The sequence below is a fragment of the Streptomyces mobaraensis genome, from assembly GCF_020099395.1.
GTDB lineage: Bacteria > Actinomycetota > Actinomycetes > Streptomycetales > Streptomycetaceae > Streptomyces.
Window position 1 is genome coordinate 4,152,976 of record NZ_CP083590.1, and the last position, 25,787, is coordinate 4,178,762.

20 protein-coding genes and 1 CRISPR repeat array are annotated in these 25,787 nt (G+C 73.3%); of the genes, 12 read left to right on the forward strand and 8 right to left on the reverse strand.

Going from position 1 to position 25,787, the window contains the following annotated elements; translation table 11 throughout:
* Window positions 1-170: 170 nt before the first annotated feature.
* From K7I03_RS18110 to K7I03_RS18125, 4 genes are all read left to right on the forward strand, one after another.
* Entirely contained in the window at window positions 171-1,181 is a 1,011-nt protein-coding gene (locus K7I03_RS18110; RefSeq protein WP_185943892.1) for a polyprenyl synthetase family protein, read from the forward strand.
* Window positions 1,182-1,721: 540 nt separating this feature from the next.
* Window positions 1,722-3,032 carry a LolA family protein gene (locus K7I03_RS18115; RefSeq protein WP_185943893.1) on the forward strand — a complete coding sequence of 437 codons (1,311 nt, stop codon included), beginning with the start codon at window positions 1,722-1,724 and terminating at the stop codon, window positions 3,030-3,032.
* 295 nt (window positions 3,033-3,327) lie between these two features.
* Complete coding sequence (locus K7I03_RS18120) at window positions 3,328-4,260, forward strand: ABC transporter ATP-binding protein (protein ID WP_185943983.1); 933 nt, start codon at window positions 3,328-3,330, stop codon at window positions 4,258-4,260.
* Window positions 4,247-5,146, forward strand: coding sequence for an ABC transporter permease (locus tag K7I03_RS18125; protein WP_185943894.1), 900 nt, complete (start codon window positions 4,247-4,249; stop codon window positions 5,144-5,146). The genes K7I03_RS18120 and K7I03_RS18125 overlap by 14 nt, the downstream gene beginning before the upstream one ends.
* A 46-nt stretch (window positions 5,147-5,192) precedes the next feature.
* Here K7I03_RS18125 and K7I03_RS18130 read toward each other — a convergent pair whose 3' ends face one another.
* The 8 genes from K7I03_RS18130 to K7I03_RS18165 all read right to left on the reverse strand — a co-directional run bounded on the left by K7I03_RS18130 (window position 5,193) and on the right by K7I03_RS18165 (window position 18,114).
* The gene (locus tag K7I03_RS18130; RefSeq protein ID WP_185943895.1) at window positions 5,193-6,572 is read right to left on the reverse strand and encodes a M20/M25/M40 family metallo-hydrolase; all 1,380 of its coding nucleotides are present in this window, start codon (window positions 6,570-6,572) and stop codon (window positions 5,193-5,195) included.
* A 449-nt stretch (window positions 6,573-7,021) separates the two neighbouring features.
* Window positions 7,022-7,416: direct repeats of the CRISPR family, unit length 29 nt; unit sequence GGGACCACCCCCGCGTGCGCGGGGACCAC.
* Window positions 7,417-7,589: 173 nt separating this feature from the next.
* Window positions 7,590-8,663 (reverse strand): EamA family transporter RarD, encoded by a 1,074-nt coding sequence (gene rarD / locus K7I03_RS18135; protein WP_185943896.1) that lies wholly within the window; start codon window positions 8,661-8,663, stop codon window positions 7,590-7,592.
* 152 nt (window positions 8,664-8,815) lie between these two features.
* Complete coding sequence (locus K7I03_RS18140) at window positions 8,816-10,795, reverse strand: APC family permease (RefSeq protein ID WP_185943897.1); 1,980 nt, start codon at window positions 10,793-10,795, stop codon at window positions 8,816-8,818.
* Between the two features lie 226 nt (window positions 10,796-11,021).
* The gene (locus K7I03_RS18145; protein WP_185943898.1) at window positions 11,022-12,071 is read right to left on the reverse strand and encodes a 2-oxoacid:ferredoxin oxidoreductase subunit beta; all 1,050 of its coding nucleotides are present in this window, start codon (window positions 12,069-12,071) and stop codon (window positions 11,022-11,024) included.
* Entirely contained in the window at window positions 12,064-14,058 is a 1,995-nt protein-coding gene (locus K7I03_RS18150; protein WP_185943899.1) for a 2-oxoacid:acceptor oxidoreductase subunit alpha, read from the reverse strand. Before K7I03_RS18150 ends, K7I03_RS18145 begins: the two co-directional genes overlap by 8 nt.
* Before the next feature lie 432 nt (window positions 14,059-14,490).
* Entirely contained in the window at window positions 14,491-15,150 is a 660-nt protein-coding gene (locus K7I03_RS18155) for a response regulator transcription factor (RefSeq protein ID WP_185943984.1), read from the reverse strand.
* 173 nt (window positions 15,151-15,323) lie between these two features.
* Window positions 15,324-16,664, reverse strand: a complete 1,341-nt coding sequence (locus K7I03_RS18160) for a sensor histidine kinase (protein WP_185943900.1) — start codon at window positions 16,662-16,664, stop codon at window positions 15,324-15,326.
* Window positions 16,665-16,893: 229 nt separating this feature from the next.
* Window positions 16,894-18,114, reverse strand: a complete 1,221-nt coding sequence (locus K7I03_RS18165) for a sensor histidine kinase (protein ID WP_398857451.1) — start codon at window positions 18,112-18,114, stop codon at window positions 16,894-16,896.
* A 184-nt stretch (window positions 18,115-18,298) separates the two neighbouring features.
* Here K7I03_RS18165 and K7I03_RS18170 point away from each other — a divergent pair, with 184 nt between their 5' ends.
* From K7I03_RS18170 to K7I03_RS18205, 8 genes are read left to right on the forward strand one after another with little or no spacing between them, the layout of a single operon-like run.
* Entirely contained in the window at window positions 18,299-18,724 is a 426-nt protein-coding gene (locus K7I03_RS18170; RefSeq protein ID WP_185943901.1) for an NADH-quinone oxidoreductase subunit A, read from the forward strand.
* Window positions 18,694-19,494 carry an NADH-quinone oxidoreductase subunit B gene (locus tag K7I03_RS18175; RefSeq protein ID WP_185943902.1) on the forward strand — a complete coding sequence of 267 codons (801 nt, stop codon included), beginning with the start codon at window positions 18,694-18,696 and terminating at the stop codon, window positions 19,492-19,494. The genes K7I03_RS18170 and K7I03_RS18175 overlap by 31 nt, the downstream gene beginning before the upstream one ends.
* Window positions 19,491-21,290 (forward strand): NADH-quinone oxidoreductase subunit C, encoded by a 1,800-nt coding sequence (locus K7I03_RS18180; protein WP_185943903.1) that lies wholly within the window; start codon window positions 19,491-19,493, stop codon window positions 21,288-21,290. Before K7I03_RS18175 ends, K7I03_RS18180 begins: the two co-directional genes overlap by 4 nt.
* Entirely contained in the window at window positions 21,287-22,258 is a 972-nt protein-coding gene (locus K7I03_RS18185; RefSeq protein ID WP_185943904.1) for a complex I subunit 1/NuoH family protein, read from the forward strand. Before K7I03_RS18180 ends, K7I03_RS18185 begins: the two co-directional genes overlap by 4 nt.
* Window positions 22,255-22,815, forward strand: a complete 561-nt coding sequence (locus tag K7I03_RS18190; RefSeq protein ID WP_185943905.1) for a NuoI/complex I 23 kDa subunit family protein — start codon at window positions 22,255-22,257, stop codon at window positions 22,813-22,815. The genes K7I03_RS18185 and K7I03_RS18190 overlap by 4 nt, the downstream gene beginning before the upstream one ends.
* Complete coding sequence (locus K7I03_RS18195; RefSeq protein WP_185943906.1) at window positions 22,812-23,405, forward strand: NADH-quinone oxidoreductase subunit J family protein; 594 nt, start codon at window positions 22,812-22,814, stop codon at window positions 23,403-23,405. Before K7I03_RS18190 ends, K7I03_RS18195 begins: the two co-directional genes overlap by 4 nt.
* Window positions 23,405-23,797, forward strand: a complete 393-nt coding sequence (gene nuoK, locus K7I03_RS18200) for an NADH-quinone oxidoreductase subunit NuoK (protein WP_185943907.1) — start codon at window positions 23,405-23,407, stop codon at window positions 23,795-23,797. The genes K7I03_RS18195 and nuoK overlap by 1 nt, the downstream gene beginning before the upstream one ends.
* Window positions 23,794-25,785 carry an NADH-quinone oxidoreductase subunit 5 family protein gene (locus K7I03_RS18205; RefSeq protein ID WP_185943908.1) on the forward strand — a complete coding sequence of 664 codons (1,992 nt, stop codon included), beginning with the start codon at window positions 23,794-23,796 and terminating at the stop codon, window positions 25,783-25,785. The genes nuoK and K7I03_RS18205 overlap by 4 nt, the downstream gene beginning before the upstream one ends.
* Window positions 25,786-25,787 lie beyond the last annotated feature (2 nt).

The window sequence follows — 25,787 nt, forward strand, 5'->3', positions numbered from 1 at the left end:
GAGGGGAAGCCGCGAAGAAGGGGACAAATCGCCCCGGGGAGGGTCGGTGGCGGGCCACTGTTCGGGCAGCCGCCCACGGTGATCCACAACCGACCGGATACGCTGACTTTTGGTGAAGACAGCGACACATCGACAATCCCCGTGATCGCAGGCAGACAGGAGTACCCCTCGTGACCGTCGTCGGGCCCTTCGGGCTGAGCGTGCGGGACCAGGCTCTTGAAGCCGATGTCCAGGCCGGGTTGGCCGCTGTCGAGGAGGGCCTCCTGGAGGCCACCAAGAGCGGTGTGCCCTTCATCACCGAAGCCGCGCAGCACCTCGTCCGGGCGGGCGGCAAGCGCTTCCGGCCGCTGCTGGTGATGCTCGCCGCCCAGTTCGGCGACCCGTACGCGCCCGGCGTCGTGCCCTCGGCCGTCGTCGTCGAGCTCACCCACCTCGCCACCCTCTACCACGACGACGTCATGGACGAGGCGGACATGCGCCGCGGGGCGCCCAGCGCCAACGCCCGCTGGGGCAACTCCCTGGCCGTCCTCACCGGCGACTTCCTCTTCTCCCGCGCGTCCTGGATCCTCGCCGACCTCGGCCCCGAGGCCGTCCGGATCCAGGCCGAGGCGTTCGAACGCCTGGTGACGGGCCAGATCCTGGAGACCGCGGGCCCGCTCGACGGGCGCGACCCGATCGAGCACTACCTCGACGTCATCGGCGGCAAGACCGGCTCCCTGATCGCCGTCTCCGGCCGCTACGGCGCCATGATGTCCGGCGCGGACGAGCGCGTCGTGGAGATCCTGACCCACTACGGCGAGCGGCTCGGCGCCGCCTTCCAGCTCGCCGACGACGTCCTCGACATCGCCAGCGACTCCCACGAGTCCGGCAAGACCCCCGGCACCGACCTGCGCGAGGGCATCCCCACCCTCCCCGTCCTGCACCTGCGCGCCCGCGCCGAGGCCACCGGCGACCCGGACGACCTGGAGCTCTGCGCCCTGCTCGACGGCGACCTCGCCGACGACGCCCGGCTCGCCGAGGTGCTCCGCCGGCTGCGCGTCCACCCGGCCCTGGAGCAGGCCCGCCGCGACACCGTCCGGTACGCCGAGGAGGCGCGCGCCACGCTCGCGCCGCTGCCCGAGTGCCCGGCCAGGGCCGCGCTGGAGGAGCTCTGCGACGCGGTCGTGCACCGCGCGGGCTGACGGGCCGGGGCGGTCGTGGTCGTACGCAGGGGTTGTCCTGAGCGGTTGCCCTGAGCGGTCTCCGGGACCGATGGGAACCGGCCGCACGAGACGGACGACGCGAACCGGCCACCCCGGGTGACGGGTGGGACCGGTGATCACCGGTCCGTACGTACCACGCCTCGTTCGAGTCGAGACGGGCGTGCTCAAATGACAGTGCTGAGCACGGTGTTGCGGACCGGGCGGCCCTCCGGTCCGTTCACGGCCGGTTCGTGGCCGGTTCGCCGTCGGTTCCAGGCCGGTCCGCGGCCGGTCGCCGGGGAGAACCCCGCTCATCCTCCCGGTGGTTCGTCCCCTAGGGCTTGTCATACCCGAGAGGTACCGTGAGTTGAGTCCGGCGGCTGATGACCGGAGCACCGCGCGTTGGTGGAATGGACGGAGTCGTGCGGGAGGGCAGTCCTCCCGACTCCGGCGCCCCCACCGAGCGGTCGGGCCACATGAGCCAGGGGATGGGCGAGTGCACGACGCGAGAGACCGCCGCAGACGACGGAGGTAGAGCACATGGCACGGAACCAACCGACACCCGGCGCCGACGGCCACGAGCCGGCCGGGGCCACCGGGCCCTCGGGGGCCGGCCGCCGCAAGGCCGTCCGTTACGCGGTCCCCGTCGCGGTGGCCGGGGTCGCCGCCGCCACCATCGGCATCGGCTCGGCCCTCGCCACCTCGGGCGACCCCGACCTGCCGAAGATCAGCACGCAGGACCTGCTGGCCAAGGTCGCCGCCTCGGACGTGCAGCAGCTCTCCGGCTCCGTCCGCGTCACCACCGACCTCGGCCTGCCCTCCCTCCCCTCGGGCGTCTCGCTCGGCGGGGCGATGGGCAAGGGGAGCGGCGGGGGCAAGGGCGACGCCGACCCCGCGGGCAAGCTGACGGAACTGGCCTCCGGCTCGCACACGCTGCGCGTCGCGGCGGACGGCCCGGACAAGCAGCGGGTGTCGATCGTCGAACGCGCCGCGGAGTACAGCGTCGTCCGCAATGGGCAGCAGGTCTGGGCGTACGACAGCGGCAGCAACACGGCGTACCACGCGACGGCGCCCAAGGAGGCGGCCGGCGCGGCCAAGGAGCGCAAGCTCCCCGACGGGCTCGCCGACGCCTCCCCGCAGGAGCTGGCGAAGAAGGCCCTCGCCGCGGCGCAGGGGACCACGGACGTGGCCGTTGACGGCACGGCCAAGGTGGCCGGCCGGGACGCCTACCGGCTGACCCTCACGCCCAAGCAGAGCGAGTCGACGATCGGATCGGTGCGGATAGCCGTGGACGCGAAGAACGGCGTCCCGCTCAAGTTCACGGTCACCCCGAAGGGCGGCGGCAAGGCGGCCGTCGACGTGGCCTTCACCAAGGTCTCCTTCGACCGGCCGAGCGCGTCCACCTTCTCGTTCACCCCGCCCAAGGGGGCGAAGGTGACCGAGGGGACGCGGGGCAAGGGTGCCGGCCACGGTACGGACGATCACGGCAAGGGCCGGCTCCCGGCCGCCCCCGGCACGGACGCCGCGTCCGCCCCGAAGACGACGGGCACCGGCTGGGCGACCGTCGCCGAGTTCGGCACCGGCAAGGGCGCGGGTGTGGGCGCGGGTGCGGGTGCCATGGGGTCCGGCAAGGGCGTCGGCCCGAAGGGCGGTGCCCACGCGGGCGGCGCTCACGCCAAGGACGCGGAGAAGCTGCTCGACAGCTTCGGCGGCAAGGTGACGGGCTCGTTCGGTTCCGGCAGGATCGTCAGCACCCGCCTGGTGAACGTGCTGCTGACGGACGACGGCAAGGTGTACGCGGGCGCGGTGACCAAGGAAGCGCTGCTCAAGGCCGCGGACGCCAACCGGTAGGAACCGGTGGCCGCAGTGGCCGCGGTAGGGCGCGCGGGCGGTACGGGGGAGGGGAGAGGGGCCTGTGACGGAACCGGAGACGGGGTCGGGAGCGGGGCCGAAGCCTGCGCGGGAGCCGAACTCGGAGCGGGAGCCCGGGCCGGAGCGCGAGCCCGGCCCCGAGCCGGAGCCCGGCCCCGAGCCGGAGCCCGGCCCGGGGCCGAAGCCTGCGCCGACGCCTGCCCCCAGCCCTGAGCCTGCCCCCAGCCCCGAGCCTGCCCCCGGCCCCGAGCCTGCCCCCGGCCCCGAGCCGGTCATCGAGACGCGGGGGCTGACCAAGCGCTACCGCGGCGGGCAGCTCGCGGTGGACGGCCTCGACCTCGTCGTGCCGCGCGGCAGCGTCTTCGGCTTCCTCGGCCCCAACGGATCGGGCAAGACGACGACGATCCGGATGCTCATGGGGCTGATCGAGCCCACGTCGGGGCAGGCCCGGGTGCTCGGCGAGCCGATGCCCCGGGCCGGCGGCCGGGTGCTGCCGCGGGTGGGGGCCCTCATCGAGGGCCCGGCCCTGTACGGGTTCCTCTCCGGCCGTGACAACCTCGTCCGGTACGACGCCGCCGACCCCACCGCCGACCCCCGCACCCGCGCCGCCCGGGTGGCGGACGCCCTGGACCGGGTGGGGCTGGCGGGGGCGGCCGGGAAGAAGGCCCGGGCCTACTCGCTCGGCATGAAGCAGCGGCTCGGCCTGGCCGCCGCCCTGCTCCAGCCGCGCGAGCTGCTGGTCCTGGACGAGCCGACCAACGGCCTCGACCCGCAGGGCATGCGGGAGATCCGGTCCCTGGTGCGGGGGCTGGCCGCCGAGGGCACCACCGTCTTCCTCTCCTCCCACCTCCTCGACGAGATCGAGCAGGTCTGCTCGCACGCCGCGGTGATGGCGCGCGGCCGGCTGCTCACCCAGGGCACGGTCGCCGACCTGGCCTCGTCCACCCGCGGCCGGCTGGCCGTCACCACCCCCGACACGGCGGACGCGGTCCGCGTCCTCAAGGAGCACGGCGTGAACGATCTGGCGGTCGCCGACGACCGCGTCACCGGCGAACTGCCCACCGGCACCCCGCCGCCCGACCTCGCGGACCTCAACGCCGCCCTGGTCCGGGCGGACGTCCGGGTGCGCTCCTTCGGCACCGAACGGGTCTCGCTGGAGGACGCGTTCGTCGCGCTCACCGGGGAGGGCTTCGATGTCGCGGGCTGAGCCCGGGGCGGCCCCCGCGCCCGTCACCGTCCGTCCGCCGCGCGCGGTGTGGCGGCTGTCGCTGTTCCGCAACGAGATCACCACCGTCTTCCGGCGCTGGCGCACGCTGGCGCTGCTCGGGGTGCTCGCGGCCGTGCCGGTGCTGGTCGGCATCGCGGTCAAGATCGAGACGAGCGACGGGGACGGCTCGTTCGGCGGTGGCAGCGGCGGCGAAGGGCCCGCCTTCGTCAGCCAGGTCACCAACAACGGCCTCTTCCTCGTCTTCGCCTCGCTCGCCGCGACGCTCCCCTTCTTCCTGCCGATGGCGATCGGCGTGATCGCCGGCGACTCGATCGCCGGCGAGGCGGGCAGCGGCACCCTGCGCTACCTGCTGGTCGCGCCGGCCGGCCGCACCCGGCTGCTGCTCGCGAAGTTCACGACCACGGTCGTCTTCTGCCTCGCCGCCACCCTCGTCGTCGCCTGTTCGGCGCTGCTGGTGGGCGCGCTCCTCTTCCCGCTGGGCGACGTCACGCTGATCAGCGGGACGACGGTGTCCTTCGGCGACGGACTGCTGCGCGGCGTGGCCATCGCCGGAGTGGTGGCCGCGTCGCTGATCGGCGTCGCGGCGCTGGGCCTGTTCGTCTCGACCCTCACCGGCAGCGGCATCGCGGCGATGGCGACGACGGTGGGGCTGCTGATCACGGTGCAGATCCTGGACCAGTTCCCACAGCTGCACGCGATCCAGCCGTACCTCTTCCCGCACTACTGGCTGAGCTTCTCCGACCTGCTCCGGGACCCGGTGTATTGGGACCAGATCGGACGGAACCTGGGCCTCCAGGCGCTGTACGCGGCGGTGTTCGGGTCGGCGGCGTGGGCCCGCTTCACGGCGAAGGACGTGACGGCGTGACGGTGCGGGGCGGGCCCGTTGGTGACCCGCCCCGCACCGCTCGGGCTCAGAAGGTGAGCTTCCAGCCGTTGACGGTGCCGCTGTCCTGGGCGGCGACGTCCTGGACGCGGAGCTTCCAGGTGCCGTTGGCCGTCTCGGACGAGGCGTCGACCGTGTAGGTGGCGACGACGTCGGACGCCGAGTCGTTGGCGCTGGAGGACTTCAGCCGGTACGTCCGCCCGCTCGGTCCGACGAGGTCCACGGTGAGGTCGCCGCGGTAGGTGTGCGTGATGTCCACGGACACCTTGAGCGCGGCCGGGGCGTTGCCGGTGAGGCCGCTGACGGCGATCGGGGACTCGACGGCCGGGCCGTTGTCGGGAATGGCGACCGGCGTCTTGCTCTCGAAAGTGGTGCCGGTGGGCGGGTTGGTGGACCCGCCGCCGCTGAGCTTCCAGACGGCGCCCGCGATGGCGGTGCTGTTGGTGCCGAGCGCCTTGTCGTCGATGTTCGCGATCGTGTCGCAGGAGCGGTGGTAGCAGCTGTCGAACGCCTTGCCGGCCGTCCCGCCCCAGTTACGGGCCTCCTCGGCGGTCTTGATGTAGTCCGCACCGCTGAACAGACCGCCCACGCGGATGCCCGCCTGCTGGAACGGCGCGTGGTCCGAACGCCCGTCGCCCTCGGTGTCGACCTCGGTGGCGATCTTCCGCGCGGCGAACCAGTCCTCGAAGAGGCTCTTCAGCGAGGCGTCGTAGCCGTAGACGAAGTAGCCGGGGTTGGGCGAGCCGATCATGTCGAAGTTGAGATACGCGTCGATCTTCGACCGCTCGGTGGACGGCAGTTGGTTGACGTAGTACGAGGAGCCGCGCATCCCCAGCTCCTCCGCACCCCACCAGCCGAACCGCAGGTGCTTGTCCGGCTTGTAGCCGGACTTGGCCACGGTGAGCGCCACTTCGAGGATCCCGGCGGACCCGGACCCGTTGTCGTTGATCCCCGGCCCCGCACTGACCGAGTCGAGGTGCGCCCCGGCGAACACGACGTGGTTCGCGTCCCCGCCGGGCCAGTCGGCGACCAGGTTGTAACCGGTCGCGCCGCTGGTGGTGAACTGCTGCACGGTCGTCTTGTAACCGGCCGCGTCCAGCTTCGACTTGACGTAGTCGAGCGACGCTTTGTAGCCAGTCCGGCCGTGGGCCCGGTTGCCGCCGTTGGCGTTGGCTATCGACTGGAGCTGGGTGAGGTGCGCCTTGACGTTGGCGGCGGGTATCTCGGGTGCGTCGGCGGTTGTGGTTGTTCTTGTCGCTGTGGCCACTGTTGCCGTGCCCGGCCCCGCGAGGGCCGGAGACGCGCCGATGAGCGTCGCGGCCGCGGCCGCGGTGCACGCCAGGAGGGTGGCGGAACGGCGGCGTCTTCGGGGGCTGGTGGGCAGGGTGGGACCTTGGACATCAAGCATGGGGGGCTCCCGTCCTTTTGACGTGCCCATGATGTTCAAGGGGTTTTCGGAGATCCGTCAAGGGCGGAATTCGGACAGGGGGGTTCGCTATCCGGATATCGGGCGGGGGTGCCCCCGCGTGCGGGGACCGCGGCGTCGCGATCGAGGACGCCGCCCTGTACTCGGGCCCCCCACGTGCGCGGGGTCGCTGGTGGGCTGGGTCTGTTACCCGACATTGGATGGGACCACCCCCGCGCGCGCGGGGACCACATCCGCGCGCTCAGCGGCGTCTCCCCCAAGACGGGACCACCCCCGCGTGCGCGGGGACCACCTGGAGCTGAGCAGGACCGGGCTGGGGGCGCCGGGACCACCCCCGCGTGCGCGGGGACCATCGGGCCCGACCGATCGACTACCCACCCCCGCGTGCGCGGGGACCACTGTGCCGAAATTGGCGACGTGGACGGTCCGGAGGGACCACCCCCGCGTGCGCGGGGACCACCGCTCGTCGTACAGGGCGTCGAGGAGGTCGTCGGGACCACCCCCGCGTGCGCGGGGACCACAAGGCGTTGGAGGCCGCGTTCCGTAGGCGCTTGGGACCACCCCCGCGTGCGCGGGGACCACTCCCAGCTCTCGCCCTTGTTCTTGCCAGCGCGGGGACCACCCCCGCGTGCGCGGGGACCACACCTCGATGGTCATCTCGCGCGTGTAGGTGTAGGGACCACCCCCGCGTGCGCGGGGACCACATTCTGGCAAGGTCCCGGCAACGACCAACAGCGGGACCACCCCCGCGTGCGCGGGGACCACGACGCAAGGGACACGGCGGCCAACCGGGGCCTGGGACCACCCCCGCGTGCGCGGGGACCACAGGGCGTGACCTGCGCGTTTAACTAGCGGCAGGCCGGTTTTTACTCACTTTCGCAGACTCCGGCATTCGGACTGTTTCATAGCAAACCGGCCTCCAGGGCTTTGCGTTGAGCGCACGGGCAGCGTTCTCAGGCCCCAGATCGTAAAGCCAAGCGCCGACCCGCGCCCACCCGTTCACGCCCCGCCACGCCCCGCCGCCGAGTCCGGCTCGCTCACGACACCCGCCGCCGCCTCCACGGCGGCCTCCGGCCGCGCCGCCTCCGCCGGGGCCGTGGCGCCCGCCGCCACACCCGGCCCGTCGGACCCCGGCGTCTCCGCCGCCACCCGCTCGCGGGCCGCCGCCAGTTCCACCCGCGTCGTCCGCGCCGAGCGCATCGCCTCCCAGGTCAGCATGGCCAGCGCCAGCCACACCAGCGCGAAGCCCGCCCACCGCTCCGGCGGCATCGACTCGTGGAAGACGGCGAGGCCGAGGGCGAACTGGAAGATCGGGGCCAGGTACTGGAGCATGCCCAGGACGGACAGGGGGAGGCGGACCGCCGCCATGCCGAAGGAGACCAGGGGCAGGGCGGTGATCGCGCCGGAGGCGAGGAGCAGCAGCAAGTGCCCCGCGCCCTCGCTCGCGAACGTGCTCTTGCCGTCCGCGCCGAGGAAGATCAGGAAGCCCAGCGCGGGCAGGAACTGGACGGCCGTCTCGGCGGCCATCGACTCCAGCCCGCCCAGCCCCACCTGCTTCTTGAAGAGGCTGTAGGTGCCGAACGACGCCGAGATGCCCAGCGCGATCCACGGCAGTTTGCCGTAGCCCACCGCCAGCACGATCACCGCCGCCGCGCCGACGCCGACGGCGGCCCACTGCGCCGGCCGCAGCCGTTCGCGCAGGACGACGACGCCGAGGGCGATGACGACGAGGGGGTTGATGAAGTAGCCGAGCGACGTCTCGACCACATGGCCCGCGTTGACGGCCCAGATGTAGATGCCCCAGTTCACCGAGATCGTCGCCGCGCTCAGCGCGATCATCCCGAGCCGCTTCGGCTGCCGCAGCAGCGGGCGTATCCAGGCCCAGCGCCGGGTGAGGGCGAGCGCGGCCACCACCGTCACCAGGGACCACACCATCCGGTGCGCCAAGATCTCGAACGCCCCGGCCGGCTCCAGGAGCGGCCAGTACAGGGGGAACAGCCCCCAGATCGCGTAGGCGGCGAGACCGCACAGGAACCCCGTGCGCGTCTCGTTCTGCTGCGTGTCCGGCTTCACGGATCCCTCCCGGCGGTTTCGACGACGACCTCGCGAAGGTAACGCCGTCCGGGGGTGCCTGTCATGTCCGTACCGAATGACGGTCATGACGGCATGACGGCCATGACGGCCATGACGGCGGACGGCTACGGACCGGACGGCTACGGACCGGATCACTCCGCCCGTAGCGCCCCCCGCAGCCGTTCCACCGCCCGCGAGACGTCGAACGGCAGGATCGTGACGGCCACGTCCGGCAACTGCTCCAGCGCCCGCGCCATCTGCTCGCCCGTGTTGCGGTGCAGCAGCCGGCCGAGCGGCGTCGAGTACATCCGCCGGGGGACGAGCAGGGTCAGCGCGGTCGACCCGTCGGCCGTCGTCCGGGCCGCGAGTCCGATGACGGCGTGCCGGAGCCGCCGGTCCGGGCAGTCGACCAGTTCCAGCGGGACGTTCGTGCCGGGCGTCGCCTCCCAGCGGGCGGCCAGCCGCCGCGCCCGCGCCTCGTCGATGACGAAGTGCAGGGCGCGGACCTCGTCCGGCCGCAGCTCGTGCGCGTACCGCAGCGCCTTGACGGCGGCCAGGTCGAGGCTGTCCACCAGGACGTACACCAGGTGCCGCCGCCAGTGCGGTCCGCTGGTGGTGAAGGCGGGGACGTTCTCCAGCACCGCCGCCTCCGTCCGGTAGTGGCGGTTGATGCGGATCAGCGCCCAGACCCCGAGCGGGAAGATCACGACCACCAGCCACGCGCCCTCCGTGAACTTGGTGATCGCGAAGATCACCACGACCAGCGCGGAGACCACGGCGGCGGCCAGGTTCACGGCCACTTTCGCCCGCCGGCCCGGCCCGGGAACGGACGAGCGCAGGTGGTGCGCGGTCATCCCGGCGGCGGCCATGGTGAAGCCGGTGAAGACGCCGATCGCGTACAGCGCGACCAGTTTGTCGACGTTGCCGCCGGTGAGGAGCAGCAGCGCGAGCGAGACGACGGTGAGGCAGATGATGCCGTTGGAGAAGGCGAGGCGGTGGCCGCGCCGGGTGAGCTGGCGGGGCAGGAAGCGGTCCTCGGCGACGAAGCTGGCGAGGAAGGGAAAGCCGGTGAACGGTGTGTTGGCACCGGTGTAGAGGATCAGCGCGGTGGCGAGCTGCACGAACACCAGGCCCGCCGTCCCCGCCCGGCCGTCGCCGAAGACCAGGTGCGCCTCCTGGGCGAGGACGGTCGGGTTGCCGGCCTCGTACGGGATCGCGTGCGTGAAGTGGGCCAGCGCCGAGACGCCGAACACCATGATCCCGAGGATCACGCTCATCACGGTGAGCGTGCGGCGCGCGTTGCGGCCCTGCGGGGGCCGGAACGCGGACACGCCGTTGGAGATTGCCTCCAGGCCGGTGAGCGACGAACCGCCGTTCGCGAACGCGCGCAACACGATGAACAGCGACGCGCCGTACAGCCAGCCGTGCCCGGGCGTGCCCAGCGGCACGGCACCGCGCGCCGCCGTGTCGGCGTGCGGCAGCCCGCCGCCGACCAGCCCCCGGACCAGCCCGACGGTCAGCAGCAGCGCCACCGCCAGCATGAACAGGTACGCCGGCAGCGCGAACGCCCGGCCCGCCTCACGGAGCCCCCGCAGATTCCCGTACATCAGCAGCACCACGACGGCGACCGTGAGCGGCAGTTTGAGATGGTCGATGCCGTGGTAGCCGTGGCCGACCAGATGGGCGAGCGAGATCAGCGCGTCCGTGCCGGCGGCGGTCTGCACGGCGACCGTGACCGTGTAGTCCACCAGCAGCGCCACGGCCGCGATCTGCGCGACACGCGGCCCCAGGTTCTCCCGGGCGACGACGTACGAGCCGCCGGCCCGCGTGTAGACGGACACGACGTCGCGGTAGGCCAGCGTCACCAGCAGCAGGACGAGGAGGATCGCCCCGGTCACCGGGAGGAGCAGGGTGAACGCGGCGACTCCGGCCACCGGGACGAGGATGCGGAGCATCTCCTCCGAGCCGTACGCGGTGGACGAGATGCAGTCGGAGGCGAGGACGCCGAGGGCCATCGGGTTCGACAGCTTCTCCCGCGCGAGGCGCTCCGTCACCAGGGGTGGGCCGAGGAGGGCGCGTTTCACGCGGTAGCGGAGGCGGTCGGCTGGGAGGGGGACGTCGGCGTCGGCCATGTCCCCTATGAGAGCGGGTGGCTCATGGGGATGGGCGGGGCGACGCGGCGGGGGCACTCGTTTGGTGGTGCCCCGTCCGAAACCGCGCTCCGCGCGGTTGTCCTCAAACGGCCGGACGGGCTGGAATCAGCCCGTCCGGCGTTTGAGGACCTCGCGGCGAAGCCGCGATGCCGGGGTCCGGGGCGCAGCCCTGGAAGAAACGGTGAAGGGGCGGGGTTGGGGACCCCTACCCGACCACCGTCCAGGTGTCGCCCCCCGCGAGCAGCCCGGCGAGGTCTCCCTTGCCGCGCTGTTCCACGGCCGTCTCCAACTGGTCGGCCATCAGCGTGTCGTAGACCGGTCGCTGGACACTGCGCAGCACGCCGATGGGTGTGTGGTGCAGTGTGTCGGGGTCGGCGAGCCGCGACAGGGCGAACGCCGTGGTCGGGGACGGGGAGTGCGCGTCGTGCACGAGTACCCGGGCCTCGTTTTCGGGCGTGACCTCGACGACTTCCAGGTCTCCGGTGGCCGGGTTGCGGACGACGCCCTTGGACAGGTCCGCGCCGAAGCGGATCGGCTGCCCGTGCTCCAGCCGGATCACCGCCTCCTGCGCCTGCTCCTTGTCCTTGAGCGCCTCGAAGGCGTTGTCGTTGAAGATGTTGCAGTTCTGGTAGATCTCCACCAGCGCCGTGCCCGGGTGGTCGGCGGCCTGCCGCAGCACCTCGGTCAGGTGCTTGCGGTCGGAGTCGATGGTCCGGGCGACGAACGACGCCTCCGCGCCGATCGCCAGCGACACCGGGTTGAAGGGCGCGTCCAGCGATCCCATCGGCGTGGACTTGGTGATCTTGCCGACCTCGGAGGTGGGGCTGTACTGGCCCTTGGTCAGCCCGTAGATCCGGTTGTTGAACAGCAGGATCTTGAGGTTGACGTTGCGGCGCAGGGCGTGGATGAGGTGGTTGCCGCCGATGGAGAGCGCGTCGCCGTCACCGGTGACCACCCACACCGACAGGTCGCGGCGGGAGGTGGCGAGGCCGGTGGCGATGGCGGGGGCGCGGCCGTGGATGGAGTGCATCCCGTAGGTGTTGAGGTAGTACGGGAAGCGGGAGGAGCAGCCGATGCCGGAGACGAAGACGATGTTCTCCCGGGCGACGCCCAGTTCGGGCATGAACCCCTGCACGGCGGCGAGGATGGCGTAGTCGCCGCAGCCCGGGCACCAGCGCACTTCCTGGTCGGACTTGAAGTCCTTCATGGACTGCTTGGCTTCCGCCTTGGGCACCAGCTTCAGCGCCTCAGACATCGATGGCCTCCTTGAGCACGGTGGCGAGCTGCTCGGCCTTGAACGGCATGCCGCTGACCTGGGTGTGGGAGCGCACGTCCACCAAGTAGCGGGCGCGCAGCAACATCGCGAGCTGGCCGAGGTTCATCTCCGGCACCACGACCTTCTCGTAGCGCCCCAGGACCTCGCCCAGGTTGCGCGGGAAGGGGTTGAGGTGACGCAGGTGTGCCTGGGCGACGTGGGCGCCGGCGGCGCGGACGCGACGCACGGCCGCGGTGACCGGGCCGTAGGTCGAACCCCAGCCCAGCACCAGCGTGCGGGCCTGGCCCGCGGGGTCGTCCACCTCGATGTCGGGGACGGTGATCCCGTCGATCTTCGCCTGGCGGGTGCGGACCATGAAGTCGTGGTTGGCCGGGTCGTAGGAGATGTTGCCCGTGCCGTCCTGCTTCTCGATCCCGCCGATCCGGTGCTCCAGCCCCGGCGTCCCCGGCACCGCCCAGGGGCGGGCCAGCGTCTCGGAGTCGCGCTTGTAGGGCCAGAACACCTCGGTGCCGTCGGCCAGCTCGTGGTTGGGCGTGGCCGCGAACTGCACCCGCAGATCGGGCAGTTCGTCGGGCTCCGGGATCCGCCACGGCTCCGAGCCGTTGGCCAGATACCCGTCCGACAGCAGGAACACCGGCGTCCGGTACGTCAGCGCGATCCGCGCCGCGTCGAGAGCGGCGTCGAAGCAGTCGGCCGGCGTCTTCGGCGCCACCACCGGCACCGGCGCCTCACCGTTGCGCCCGTACATCGCCTGCAACAGGTCGGCCTGCTCGGTCTTGGTCGGCAGACCGGTCGAGGGGCCACCGCGCTGGATGTCCACGATCAGCAGCGGCAGTTCGAGGGAGACCGCGAGCCCGATCGTCTCCGACTTCAACGCCACGCCCGGCCCCGACGTCGTCGTCACCGCGAGCGAACCGCCGAACGCCGCCCCGAGCGCCGCGCCGATACCGGCGATCTCGTCCTCCGCCTGGAAGGTGCGCACGCCGAAGTTCTTGTGCTTCGACAGCTCGTGGAGGATGTCGGAGGCCGGAGTGATCGGGTACGAGCCCAGGTACAGCGGCAGATCCGCCTGCCGGGAAGCGGCGATCAGCCCATACGACAGGGCCAGGTTCCCGGAGATGTTGCGGTACGTACCGGCCGGGAAAGCGGAGGCCGCCGGGGCGACCTCGTAGGAGACCGCGAAGTCCTCCGTCGTCTCACCGAAGTTCCAGCCCGCCCGGAACGCCGCCACGTTCGCCTCGGCGATCTGCGGCTTCTTCGCGAACTTCTTCCGCAGGAACCGTTCGGTGTTCTCCGTCGGCCGGTGGTACATCCACGACAACAGCCCCAGCGCGAACATGTTCTTGCTGCGCTCGGCCTCCTTGCGGGAGAGCCCGAACTCCTTGAGCGCCTCGATCGTCAGCGTGGTCAGGGGGACGGGGTGGACGTTGTAGGCGTCCAGCGAGCCGTCCTCCAGCGGGTTCGTCGCGTAGCCGACCTTGGCCATCGGGCGCTTGGTGAACTCGTCGGTGTTGACGATGATCTCCGCGCCGCGCGGGACGTCCGCGATGTTGGCCTTGAGGGCGGCCGGGTTCATGGCGACCAGGACGTTCGGGGCGTCACCGGGGGTGAGGATGTCATGGTCGGCGAAGTGCAGCTGGAACGAGGAGACACCCGGCAGCGTCCCGGCGGGCGCCCGGATCTCGGCGGGGAAGTTCGGCAGGGTCGACAGGTCGTTGCCGAACGAGGCCGTCTCGGAGGTGAAACGGTCACCCGTGAGCTGCATGCCGTCGCCCGAGTCACCCGCGAACCGGATGATCACCCGGTCCAGGCGGCGGACCTCCTTGCCGCCCGCGCCCGCTTCCGCGGCGGAGGCGCGCTGCCCGGTGAGGCGCGACGGCTCGTCCCCGGCCCCGGGCGGGGAGAAGCCGGGCTGCTGTTCGGCTGGTTCGGCCTGTTCGGCCGGGCTGCTGACCTGGCTGGTCACTGCTTCGGACCTCCCTCGTGACGGCGGTCCCGCACACGAGGTGCCGACCGGCGTTCCCATCGCCATCGTACGTGGGCGGGGCACGGCCATCCGGGACGGATCACGGGATGGGGAGGCCCCGCAGCACCCCCATCCTGGCATGCCCGCTTCCAGCCATCCTCGATCCCGCCGGTGCTCCGGCGCACGCCCTCCGCCCCGGGGACCAGGACCGGAGGAGGAGGCCGGGCGTCCGGTCCCGGCACCCGTCGGGCTGACGGGGCGTCAGGCGGGCGGAAGCGGAACCGCCGGGAAGGTGTTCAAGCGCGTCCCGGCGCACGCTCCGGCCCGTCCGGCGCCTAGGGACGGCGCGTTCCACGGAGGTCCGGGGGCCCGGCCCCCGGAACCGGCGGGGAAACGAAGACCGGGGCGCGCCTCACGGCCGCGGACGGGGCCTCACGACCGCAGATAGGTGAGGACCGCCAGCACCCGCCGGTGATCGCCGTCACTCGGCGACAACCCGAGTTTCATGAAGATGTTGCTGACGTGCTTCTCCACGGCCCCGTCGCTCACCACCAGCTGCCGGGCGATGGCACCGTTCGTCCTGCCCTCGGCCATCAGCCCCAGGACCTCCCGCTCGCGCGGGGTGAGCCCGGCCAGCACGTCCTGCTTGCGGCTGCGGCCCAGCAGCTGGGCGACGACCTCGGGGTCCAGCGCGGTGCCGCCCCGGGCCACCCGGACCACGGCGTCCACGAACTCCCGCACCTCGGCCACCCGGTCCTTGAGCAGGTAGCCGACCCCGCGGCTGCTGCCGGCGAGCAGCTCGGTCGCGTACTGCTCCTCGACATACTGCGAAAGGACCAGGACGCCCAGGTCCGGATGGTCCCGGCGGAGGCGGACGGAGGCGCGGACGCCCTCGTCCGTGTGGGTCGGGGGCATGCGGACGTCCGCCACCACCACGTCCGGCAGCGCCCCCTCGTCGGCCAGCACCCGCACCGCCTTCAGCAGTGCCTCGGCGTCCCCCACCCCGGCCACGACCTCGTGGCCGCGGTCGGTGAGCAGCCGGGTCAGGCCCTCCCTGAGCAGCACCGAGTCCTCGGCGATGACCACCCGCACCCTGTCCGCGGCGTTCTCGACCACGCGTCCGGCCCCCTGGCTTCCCGGCGGACGCTCCGGCCCGCGCTACGACTGCGACGTCCCACAGCATCGCAGCAAAACGGCCCCGGGACGGACGGACGGTCCGGGGCCGTGGTGCGATCAGGCGGACGGGCGATCGGGCGCGTCGGCGGTCAGCGGTCGCGCCAGGGCAGCTCCGCCGTGACGGTGGTGGGGCCGCCGGCGGGGGAGTCGACCACCAGCAGGCCGTCGACCGAGCCGAGCCGCTCGGCGAGCCCGGCCAGGCCGCTGCCGTCGGCGGTGGACGCGCCGCCCCGCCCGTCGTCCCACACCTGGAGCATCACGCGGTTGCCCGAGCGCCATACCTCCACCCGCGCGCTCCGGGCCCTGCTGTGCTTGCTGATGTTCTGGAGGAGTTCCGAGACGGTGAAGTACGCGATGCCCTCGATCGCGGGCGCCGGGCGGCTGTCGAGGTCCACGTGCACCTCGACGGGGACGGTGCAGCGGCCGGCCACCGAGGACAGGGCCGCGTCCAGGCCGCGGTCCGTCAGCACCGCCGGATGGATGCCGCGGGCGAGGTCGCGCAGCTCCTGGAGGGCGATCTTCACTTCGCCGTGCGCCTCGTCGACCATCTTCGCGGCGGCCTCCGGGTCCTCCAGCAGCTTCTCCTTCGCCAGGCCGAGGTCCATGGCGAGGGCGACGAGCCTGGCCTGGGCGCCGTCGTGCAGGTCGCGTTCGATGCGCCGCAGGTCGGCGGCGGCCGTGTCCACCACGACGCCCCGGTCCTGCTCCAGCCGGGCGACCCGGACGGCCAGCTTCGACGGGCCGAGCAGGGACTTCACCAGCATCCGGTCCATGGTGGCCATGCCGTGGATCAGCCACGGGGTGGCCAGGACGATCACCAGGCCCACGGCGGAGGCGGCGGCGACCTCGAAGGGGTTGTCGAGGTAGACCTCGTGGGTCCGGTCGCTGAAGACCTGCAGGCCCGGCTGCCCCCACCACGCCGGGTACATCCACTGGTAGGCCGGGTAGAGGAGCAGGGACCAGCCCAGGATCTGGAGGATCAGCGACGCCGTGAACGTGCAGATGGCCCACGGCATCTGCACCACCGCGTAGACCATGTGCCGCCAGGACGCGCCGCTCTTCAGCAGCGCCCACACCCAGCCCATGAACCCGCCGTTCCGGTTCTCCGCCTGGACGGGGAGCGGCCCCTCGACGTCCGCGCCCAGCAGCAGCCGGGCCCGGGTCCGCTCCACCGCGCCCAGCACCCGCGCCCCGGCGAGGCCGAGGGCCAGCACCGGCAGGCCGATGAAGGTGACCAGGAGGCCGAGCCCCAGCGAGACCGTGGTGACGGCCCAGGTGAAGCCGGCGATCGAGATCGGCAGACTCAGCTGGAGGTAGAGGAACGCGCGCCAGGTGCGTCCCGACAGGGGGGCCCGCAGCGCGAGCGGCAGCCGGTGCTGCCGCTCCGCCGGGGCGGCCGGGTATCCGTGGTCTCCGTAGTCGATGGCCATCTCCAGGGTTCCTCTGTCCTCTGCGTCCGTCTGCGTCCGTCGCGTCCGCCGGAAGTGCGGGATGACTCCAGGTTCTCCCGGGGGGAGAGGGCCGGACCATGCGGTGGGTGGGTGTTCTCGGGGTGGGGTTCTCCCTACCCCGGGAGGCCCCGGGAGGCCCCGAGGGGCCTCAAGGGTTTTCAGGAGCCCTGCCCTTAGGGCGGCGGGGAAGCGGAACGTCCCCGCACCGTCAGTTCCGGGACCGCCACGGCAGCTCGGCCGTGATCACCGTCGGGCCGCCGGCCGGCGAGTCCACCTCGAACAGGCCGTCCACCGAGCCCAGCCGCTCCGCCAGCCCGGCCAGCCCGCTGCCGCCGGTGGTGGACGCGCCGCCCTGCCCGTCGTCCCGCACCTGGAGCAGCAGCCGGTCGCCCCTCCGCCACACCTCGACCTCGGCGGTCCGGGCCCGGCTGTGCTTGCTGACGTTCTGGAGCAGCTCCGAGACGGTGAAGTACGCGATGCCCTCGATCGCGGGCGCCGGACGGCTGTCGAGATCCACGTGGACGGCTACGGGGACGGTGCAGCGGCCGGCCACCGAGGACAGGGCGGCGTCCAGGCCGCGGTCCGTCAGCACCGCCGGATGGATGCCGCGGGCGAGGTCCCGCAGCTCCTGGAGCGCGAGCTTCACCTCGCCGTGTGCCTCGTCCACCATCCGCGCCGCGGCCTCCGGGTCCTCCAGGACCTTCTCCTTCGCCAGCCCCAGCCCCATGGCGAGGGCGACGAGCCGGGCCTGGGCGCCGTCGTGCAGGTCGCGTTCGATGCGCCGCAGGTCGGCGGCGGCCGTGTCCACCACGACGCCCCGGTCCTGCTCCAGCTCCGCCACGCGCCGTTCCAGCTCGTCGGACGGGCTCAGCAGCCCGCGCGCCATCGCCCGGTCGACCGAGGCCATGGCCCGGGCGAGGTGCCCGAGCACCGGCCAGGCGACGAAGAGGGCGCAGATCGTCACGCCGAAGGTGAGCACCCCCCACGGCAGCCGGACCAGCGTGTACAGCGTGGTGCGCCAGGCCACCGTGTCCTTGAGGGTCCTCCAGACCCAGCCGACGGCCCCCCCGCGGGATCCGCCGCGCGGCAGCGGGCTCGGTTCGTCGACCCGGACCCCCAGCAGCGCCCGCGCCCGGCCCCGCTCCATCCGCCCCACGAACCGCACGCCCATCAGGCCCGCCGCCAGCAGCGGCAGACCGATGACGGTGAACGACAGCAGCACGCCCGCGAACAGCCACAGCGACACGTACACGAACCCGAGGAGCGCCGTCAGCAGGTTGCTCAGCAGATAAAGGACCTCTTTCCAGGTCCACGCGTCGAAGGCGAACCGGGCGGGCGGCAGCCGCTCGTCCTCCGGCCCGGCCTCATGGGGGCCGGGGACCCGGGGACGGGGTCGGGTGGGTGTCGGGGCGGGGGTACGGGCGGTCACGCTCCCAGCCTGCCCGGCGCTCCGGCCTCCCCGCCATGGGGGCCCCGGGAGCACCCCGGTGGGGAGAACCCCACCCCCGGCCGGGCAGCGCTGCCCGGTCCCCGGCCCGTAGCGCCTAGACTCCTGTGCGTACAGATCGTCGAATGCGGACGAACAGCCGCACACAGGGAGTGAGGGGCCGGACGTGCCGGAGGCAACCGCGCGCATCGCGACGGCCGACACCCGGCTCGCGGCGGAATCCGCCGCCTACTTCCACGGCTACGGCCTGGTCGCCCTGCTCGGCGTCCTCGGCGCGCTCTTCGTCGCCGTGGCGTTTGGCGCCGGACGGCTGCTGCGGCCCGTCGTGCCGACGCCGGAGAAGCTGCTGACGTACGAGTGCGGCGTCGACCCCGTCGGCGAGGGCTGGGCCCACACCCAGGTGCGCTACTACGTCTACGCCTTCCTGTACGTGATCTTCGCGGTGGACTCGGTGTTCCTGTTCCCCTGGGCGACGGTCTTCGCCGCGCCCGGTTACGGTGCCGCCACCCTGGTCGAGATGTTCGTCTTCCTCGGCTTCCTCGCCGTTGGCCTGTTGTACGCATGGAAGAAGGGCGTCCTGGAGTGGACGTGACACGCGCCGAGCCGGTCGGCCTGCCCGAGCCCCGCCGCCTGGGCGCGCTGGCCCGGCTGGCCCCCGAGCCCATGAAGGTGGTCCTCAACTGGGGCCGCCGCTACAGCCTCTGGGTGTTCAACTTCGGCCTCGCCTGCTGTGCCATCGAGTTCATCGCCGCGTCCATGGCCCGGCACGACTTCATCCGCCTCGGCGTGATCCCGTTCGCGCCCGGCCCCCGGCAGGCCGACCTGATGATCGTTTCCGGCACGGTGACGGACAAGATGGCGCCCGCCGTGAAGCGGCTGTACGAGCAGATGCCCGAGCCGAAGTACGTCATCTCGTTCGGCGCCTGCTCCAACTGCGGCGGCCCCTACTGGGACTCGTACTCCGTCACCAAGGGCGTCGACCAGATCATCCCGGTGGACGTCTACGTCCCCGGCTGCCCGCCCCGGCCGGAGGCGCTGCTCCAGGGCATCCTCAAGCTGCAGGAGAAGATCGCGGCGGAGTCGACGGCGGAGCGGTACGGCGCCTCGGCGCCGGTGGGTACGGCGCCGGTGGGTACGGCGCCGTCCGCCGGCGTGCCGACCGCGTCGGTCGCGGAGCTGCGCAGCGCGCCGGTGACGGCGCCGGGGGCGGGGGCTACGACGACGGCCGGGGCGACGACGGCCGGGTCCGGGAAGGACTCGGGGGGCGCCCCCGAGGCCGACGCCGGGAACGGCCCGGCCGACGGCTCCGGGAACGGCCCGGCGCAGGGTTCGGCCAACGGCCCCGGGGAGGACGGCCGATGACCGGCTGGCTGCCCGCACCCGTCACCGACCTCTTCGGCGCGGACGCCACCGCCGAGGAGGCGTACGGCCTGCTCACCGTCGACGTCCCCGCCGCGTCCTGGACCACCGCCCTCACCGCCGCCCGCGACGTGCTCGGCTGCACTTTCTTCGACTGGCTGAGCGCCGTCGACGAACCCGGCACCGGCTTCCTCGTCTGCGCCCACCTCGTCGCCCTGCCGACCGCCGCCGACGCGTCCGTCCGCCGCCTCGTCGTCCGCACCACCGTGCCGCACGACGCGCCCGCCCTCCCGACCGCGGTCGGGGTGTACGCCGGCGCGGGCTGGCACGAGCGCGAGACGCACGAGATGTTCGGCGTCGACTTCACCGGCCACCCGAACCTGGCACCGCTGCTCCTCCCCGACGGCTTCGAAGGCCACCCGCTGCGCAAGGACTTCGTCCTGGCGGCGCGGGTCGTCAAGGCGTGGCCGGGCGCGAAGGAGCCGGGAGAGTCCGACCACGGCGGCCCCAAGCGGCGGCAGATGCTCCCGCCCGGCGTCCCCGACCCCAACGAGTGGGGCCCCCTCAAGGGCCAGCTCCCCCCCGCCCCGGCCCGCCCGGCCCGCGCCGCCCGCGCGACGGGCCCGGCCGCGGCAGGCGACCGCCCGGCCCGCCGCACCCGCACCGCGGGCGACGGCTCGGCGAGCCAGGAAACGACGGCCCCGGTGCGCCGCGCGAGGAGCGCGTCGGAGGGGTCGGCGAGCCAGGGTGAGGCGGGTGCGGCCGTTCCGCGGCGTACGCGCAGTGCGTCGGAGGGGTCGGCGAGCCAGGGCGAGGCGGGCGCCGCCGCTCCCCGGCGTACGCGCAGCGCGTCGGACGGCTCGGCGAGCCAGTCGGTGCCGACGGCCCCGGAGGACTCCGCTCCGGCGCCGCGCCGGACGAGCGGCGCGTCCGAGGACCCCGCCGGCCAGAGCGAGGCCGGCGCCGCCGCTCCCCGGCGGAACCGGAGCGCGTCGGACGGCTCGGCGAGCCAGGATCAGACCCAGCCCGGCGCTGCCGCTCCCCGACCGACGGGCAGCGCCTCCGAGGGCCCGACGAGCCGGCAGGGGACCGCCGGCGCGACGCCCCGCCGTGCGCGCAGCGCGAGCGACGGCTCGGTGAGCCAGTCCGGTACGGACGCGGGTACGGGCCCGGCCCCCGCGACCACGCCGACGGGCGTCCCGGAAGCCACCCCGGCCACCCGCCGCCCGGCCCCGCGCTCGTCCGACGCCCCGTGGCACCACGCCCGCCCCGCCTTCGACGAGCCGCAGGCCGAGAAGCCGAACGCGTCGGATCGCCCCACCGACCCCACAGCCCCGCCCGCTGCGGAGCCCGCAGTGCCGGAGACGGCTGAAGCGGCGAAGACGGCCGAGGCGGCGGAGGCTGCGAAGCCCGGCGCGCGCGAAGCGGCGGAGCCCGGGACGGGCACCTCCGCCCCGCAGGGCGCGCCGGCCGCGAGGCCCGCCGCGTCCGGCGAGCAGCCCGCCGACCGGCCCGGTGACAAGCCTGCCGGGGCGTCCGCCGAGGAACCCGGTGCCGCGCCCGCCGACCGGCCCGGCGCCACGCCCGCCGCACGTGGCGACGAGCCCGGTGACAAGCCCGCCGGAGCGCCCGACGAGGAACCCGGCGCTGCCCCCGCCGACCGATCCGGCGACGAGCCCGCCGACCACCCCGCCGCCCCCGCCGGAGCGCCCCCCGCCCCCGGCGGGAAGCGACCCGCCGCCCCCGACGGCGGCGCCCCCGAGAACGATCCTGACCCCGCCGGAGGCGACCGAGCATGAGCAGCAGCGACGCCCTCGACGTGGTGCTGCGCCTCCTGGCCCTGTTCGGCGTCTTCCTCGTCTTCCCGCTGCTCGTGGGGCAGATGGAGCACAAGGTGATGGCCCATATGCAGGGCCGGCTCGGGCCGATGTACGCGGGCGGGTTCCACGGGTGGGCGCAGCTTGTCGCGGACGGGGTGAAGTTCGCGCAGAAGGAGGACATCGTCCCGGCCGACGCCGACCGGCGGGTCTTCCAGCTCGCGCCGGCCGTCGCGCTGCTGCCCTACCTGCTCGTCCTCGTCGCGATCCCGATCGGCCCGGGCGCGGCGGTCGGCTGGTACATCGACGCGGGCGTGTTCTTCGTCCTCGCCGTGATGGGCGTGGGCGTGCTGGGCTCGCTGATGGCCGGCTGGGCGTCGGCGAACAAGTTCTCCCTGCTCGGCGGTCTGCGGACGGCCGCGCAGCTGATGGCGTACGAGCTGCCGATGCTGCTCGCCGCCGCCTCCGTGGCGATGGCGGCGGGGACGGTCTCGCTGCCCGGGATCGTGGACGCGTTCCACTGGTGGTGGGTGCCCTGGCAGATCGTCGGCGGGCTGGTGTTCTTCACCGCCGGCCTGGCCGAGCTGCAACGGCCGCCGTTCGACATGCCGGTGGCCGACTCCGAGATCATCTTCGGCGCGTACACCGAGTACACGGGCCTGCGGTTCGCGATGTTCCTGCTGTCCGAGTACGCGGGCATCGTCGTCCTCTGCGGGCTGACGACCGTGCTGTTCCTCGGCGGCTGGCACGGCCCGTTCGGGGCCGACGGGCTCGGCTGGGTGTGGACGCTGCTCAAGACGGCGGTGCTCGCGTTCGTCGTGATCTGGCTGCGGGTGAGCTACCCGCGGCTGCGCGAGGACCAGCTGCAGAAGCTCGCCTGGACCGTGCTCATCCCGCTCGCCCTCGCGCAGATCGCGCTGACCGGCGTCGTCAAGGTGGCGATCTCATGAACATCCCCGGCAGCGGCCTGGCCAAGGGCCTGGCCGTCACCCTGCGGACGCTCACCCGGCGGACGCAGACGGTCCAGTACCCCGACGCGCAGCCAGAACTGGCGCCCCGCACCCGCGGGGTGATCGGCCTGTTCGAGGAGAACTGCACGGTCTGCATGCTGTGCGCCCGCGAGTGCCCCGACTGGTGCATCTACATCGACTCGCACAAGGAGACCGTCCCCCCGGCCGCGCCGGGCGGGCGCGAGCGCAGCCGCAACGTCCTCGACCGGTTCGCGATCGACTTCGCGCTGTGCATGTACTGCGGCATCTGTATCGAGGTGTGTCCGTTCGACGCCCTCTTCTGGTCGCCGGAGTTCGAGTACGCCGAGACGGACATCCTCGACCTCACCCACGAACGCGACCGGCTCCGCGAGTGGATGTGGACCGTGCCCGAGCCGCCCGCGCTCGACCCGGCGGCGGAGGAGCCGAAGGAGATCGCGGCGGCCCGCAAGACGGCCGAGAAGATGGCGGCCGCGCAGGCCACACAGGAGAAGCAAGCGAAGGAGGACGGAGCATGAGCCCCCACGGCGTCGCACTCGCCTCGGGCGCGCACGGCTTCCTGTCGCCCACCGGCGTCGAGGTCGCCTTCCTCCTCGTCGGCCTGGTCACCCTCGGGGCCGCCGTGCTGACCGTCACCACCCGGCAGCTGGTGCACGCCGCCCTGTGGCTGGTCGTGGCGCTCGGCGGGCTGGCCGTGGAGTACCTGCTGCTGACGGCCGAGTTCGTGGCCTGGGTGCAGGTGCTGATCTACGTCGGCTCGGTGGTCGTCCTCCTGCTGTTCGGGCTGATGCTGACCAAGGCGCCCATCGGCCGCTCGCCGGACGCCGACTCCGGCAACCGGCCCGTGGCGATCGCGGTCGCCGGCGCCGCCGCCGTCGCGCTGGTCTGGGTCGTCGTGGACGCCTTCCGGAGGACGTGGATCGACCTCCGCGGGCCGGTCCAGGGCTCGACCAAGGTGTCCGGCGAGATGCTCTTCCGCTACTGGGTGCTGCCCTTCGAAGCGCTCTCCGTCCTCCTGCTCGCCGCGCTCGTCGGCGCGATCGTGCTGTCCCGGCGCGGCAAGGAGAGCGGCCCCGCGGAGAAGCCGCGGAAGGAAGAGGCCCGCTGATGCACCTCGTCTACCCCGCGATCCTCGCCGCCCTCCTCTTCTGCACCGGCCTCTACGGCGTCCTCGCCCGGCGCAACGCGATCCTGGTGCTGATGTCGGTCGAGCTGATGCTCAACGCCGTCAACCTCAATCTCGTCGCCTTCGACGTCTGGCTGCGCGACGAGCTGCACGCCGGGCAGGCGCTCACCCTGTTCACCATCGCCATCGCCGCGGCCGAGATCGGCATCGGCCTGGCCATCGTCCTGCTCGTCCACCGCAACCGCGGCACCGCCGACCTCGACCGGCTCCGCGACCTCCACGAGGACGCCGCCGATCCCCAGGCCGCGGACGCCACCGATCCCCGAACAGCGGACGACCCCGACCGCGAGCAGAAGGCCGAGGCCGCCTCGTGACGACCACGACCACCGCCGTCCTCGTCCCGCTGCTGCCCTTCCTGGGTGCCGTCGGCGGCATCCTGGCCGGCCGCCGCGCGCCCGGACTCGTCCGGCCGCTGGCCCTCCTGCCGACCGCCGTCGCCGCCGTGCTCGCCATCGTCGTGGCCTGCCGGCAGGGCGGCGGCCGGCCGCTCGACGCGTCGACCCGGCTCACCCCGACCGGCTCCGTCCCGATCGACCTCGCCCTGCACCTGGACGGCTTCGCCGTCCTCGTCGCCGTGCTCGTCGGGGTCGTGGCCACCTGCGTCCAGCTGTACTCGACGGCCTACCTGCGCGACGACCCGCGCTACCCGTCCTACGCCGCGCTGGTCTCCCTGTTCACCTCCGCGATGCTCCTCGTCGTCTACTCGGGCGACCTGATGGTGCTGCTGGTCGGCTGGGAGGTCATGGGCATCTGCTCGTACTTCCTCGTCGGCCACTACTGGGAGACCGAGGCCGCCCGCGCCGCCTCCCTCAAGGCGTTCCTGGTCACCAAGCTCGGCGACGTCCCCTTCCTGATCGGGGTGTTCGCGCTCGCCGACGACGCCGGGACGTTCCGCATCGACGGCATCGTGCGCGCGGCCGCCTCCGGCGACCTCGCCCACCCCACGCTCACGGCGCTGCTGCTGCTCGCCGGCGTGGCGGGCAAGTCGGCCCAGTTCCCGCTGCACACATGGCTGCCCGACGCGATGGCCGGCCCCACGCCGGTGTCCGCGCTGATCCACGCCGCGACGATGGTCGCGGCCGGCGTCTACCTCGTCGCCCGGCTCCTCCCCGTCTTCGCCGCCTCCACCGCGGCCCTGGCGGTGCTCGCCGTGATGGCGGCGGTCACCATGGTCGGCTCGGCCGTCGCCGCGCTCGCGCAGGACGACATCAAGCGTGTCCTCGCCTACTCGACCGTCGGCCAGCTCGGCTACATGACCGGTGCCCTGGCCGTCGGCGACCGCGGGGCCGCCGTCTTCCACCTCGTCTCGCACGGTGCGTTCAAGGCCCTCCTCTTCCTCGGGGCGGGCGTGGTCATCCACGCCGCCGGCACCAACTCGCTGGCCGCCACGGCCCGCATGGGCGGCCTCGCCAAGCGCGTCCCGGACGCGTTCTGGACGATGACCGTCGCCCTCCTCGCGCTCGCCGCGATCCCGCCCTTCAGCGGCTTCTTCTCCAAGGAGGCCGTGCTGGGCGCCGCCGAGCACGCGGCCCAGGGCGAGGCGGACGGCATCCCGGGCGCGGTCGGCTGGACGGTGCTGGTCGCCGGCCTGCTCACCGCCGTCCTCACCGCCGCCTACGCCACCCGCCTGTGGCTGCTCGCCTTCCGCGGCAGCGGTCCCGAGGCCGCCGACCACGGCCGGCAGCCCGCCGCCATGACGAGCGTCCTGTGGGTGCTGCTCGTCCCCACCGTCGCCCTCGGCCTCGCCGCCTGGAAGCTCCCCGACTGGTTCGACGGCGGCTCCCTGGCCCCCACGCTCACCACCTCCCTCCTGTCCACCGGCTGCGCCCTCGCCGGCGTGCTCGTCGTCGTCGCCGCGTGGCGGCGCACCGCGGCCCTCGCCGCCCGTACCCCCCTCGGCGCGGTGGCCGCGGACCCGGCGGAGGCCCCGGCCGTCTCCGAGGAGGAGGCCATCGCCACCCACGAGGCCGTGTACGGCAGCGTCGCCGGCGCCCAGGACCCCGCCGACCCGGGCCGGCTCCTCCTCGGTCCGCTGCACCGGCACGCCGCCGCCGGCTTCCACCTGGACGCCGTCGTCCACGCCGTCGCCGTCCGCCCGGCGCGCGGTGCCGCCCGCCTCGCCCGCTTCCTCGACCGCGAGGTCGTCGAGACCTACGTGCGCGGCGCGGCGTCCGCCCCCGGCCTGCTGGGCGCGGCCGTCCGCCGGGCCCAGACCGGCAACACCCAGACCTACCTGAGCGTCCTGTTCGCGGGCTCCGTCGTCCTGGCCGTCGCCGCCGTCCTCGTCGCCTCCGGAGCCTGACC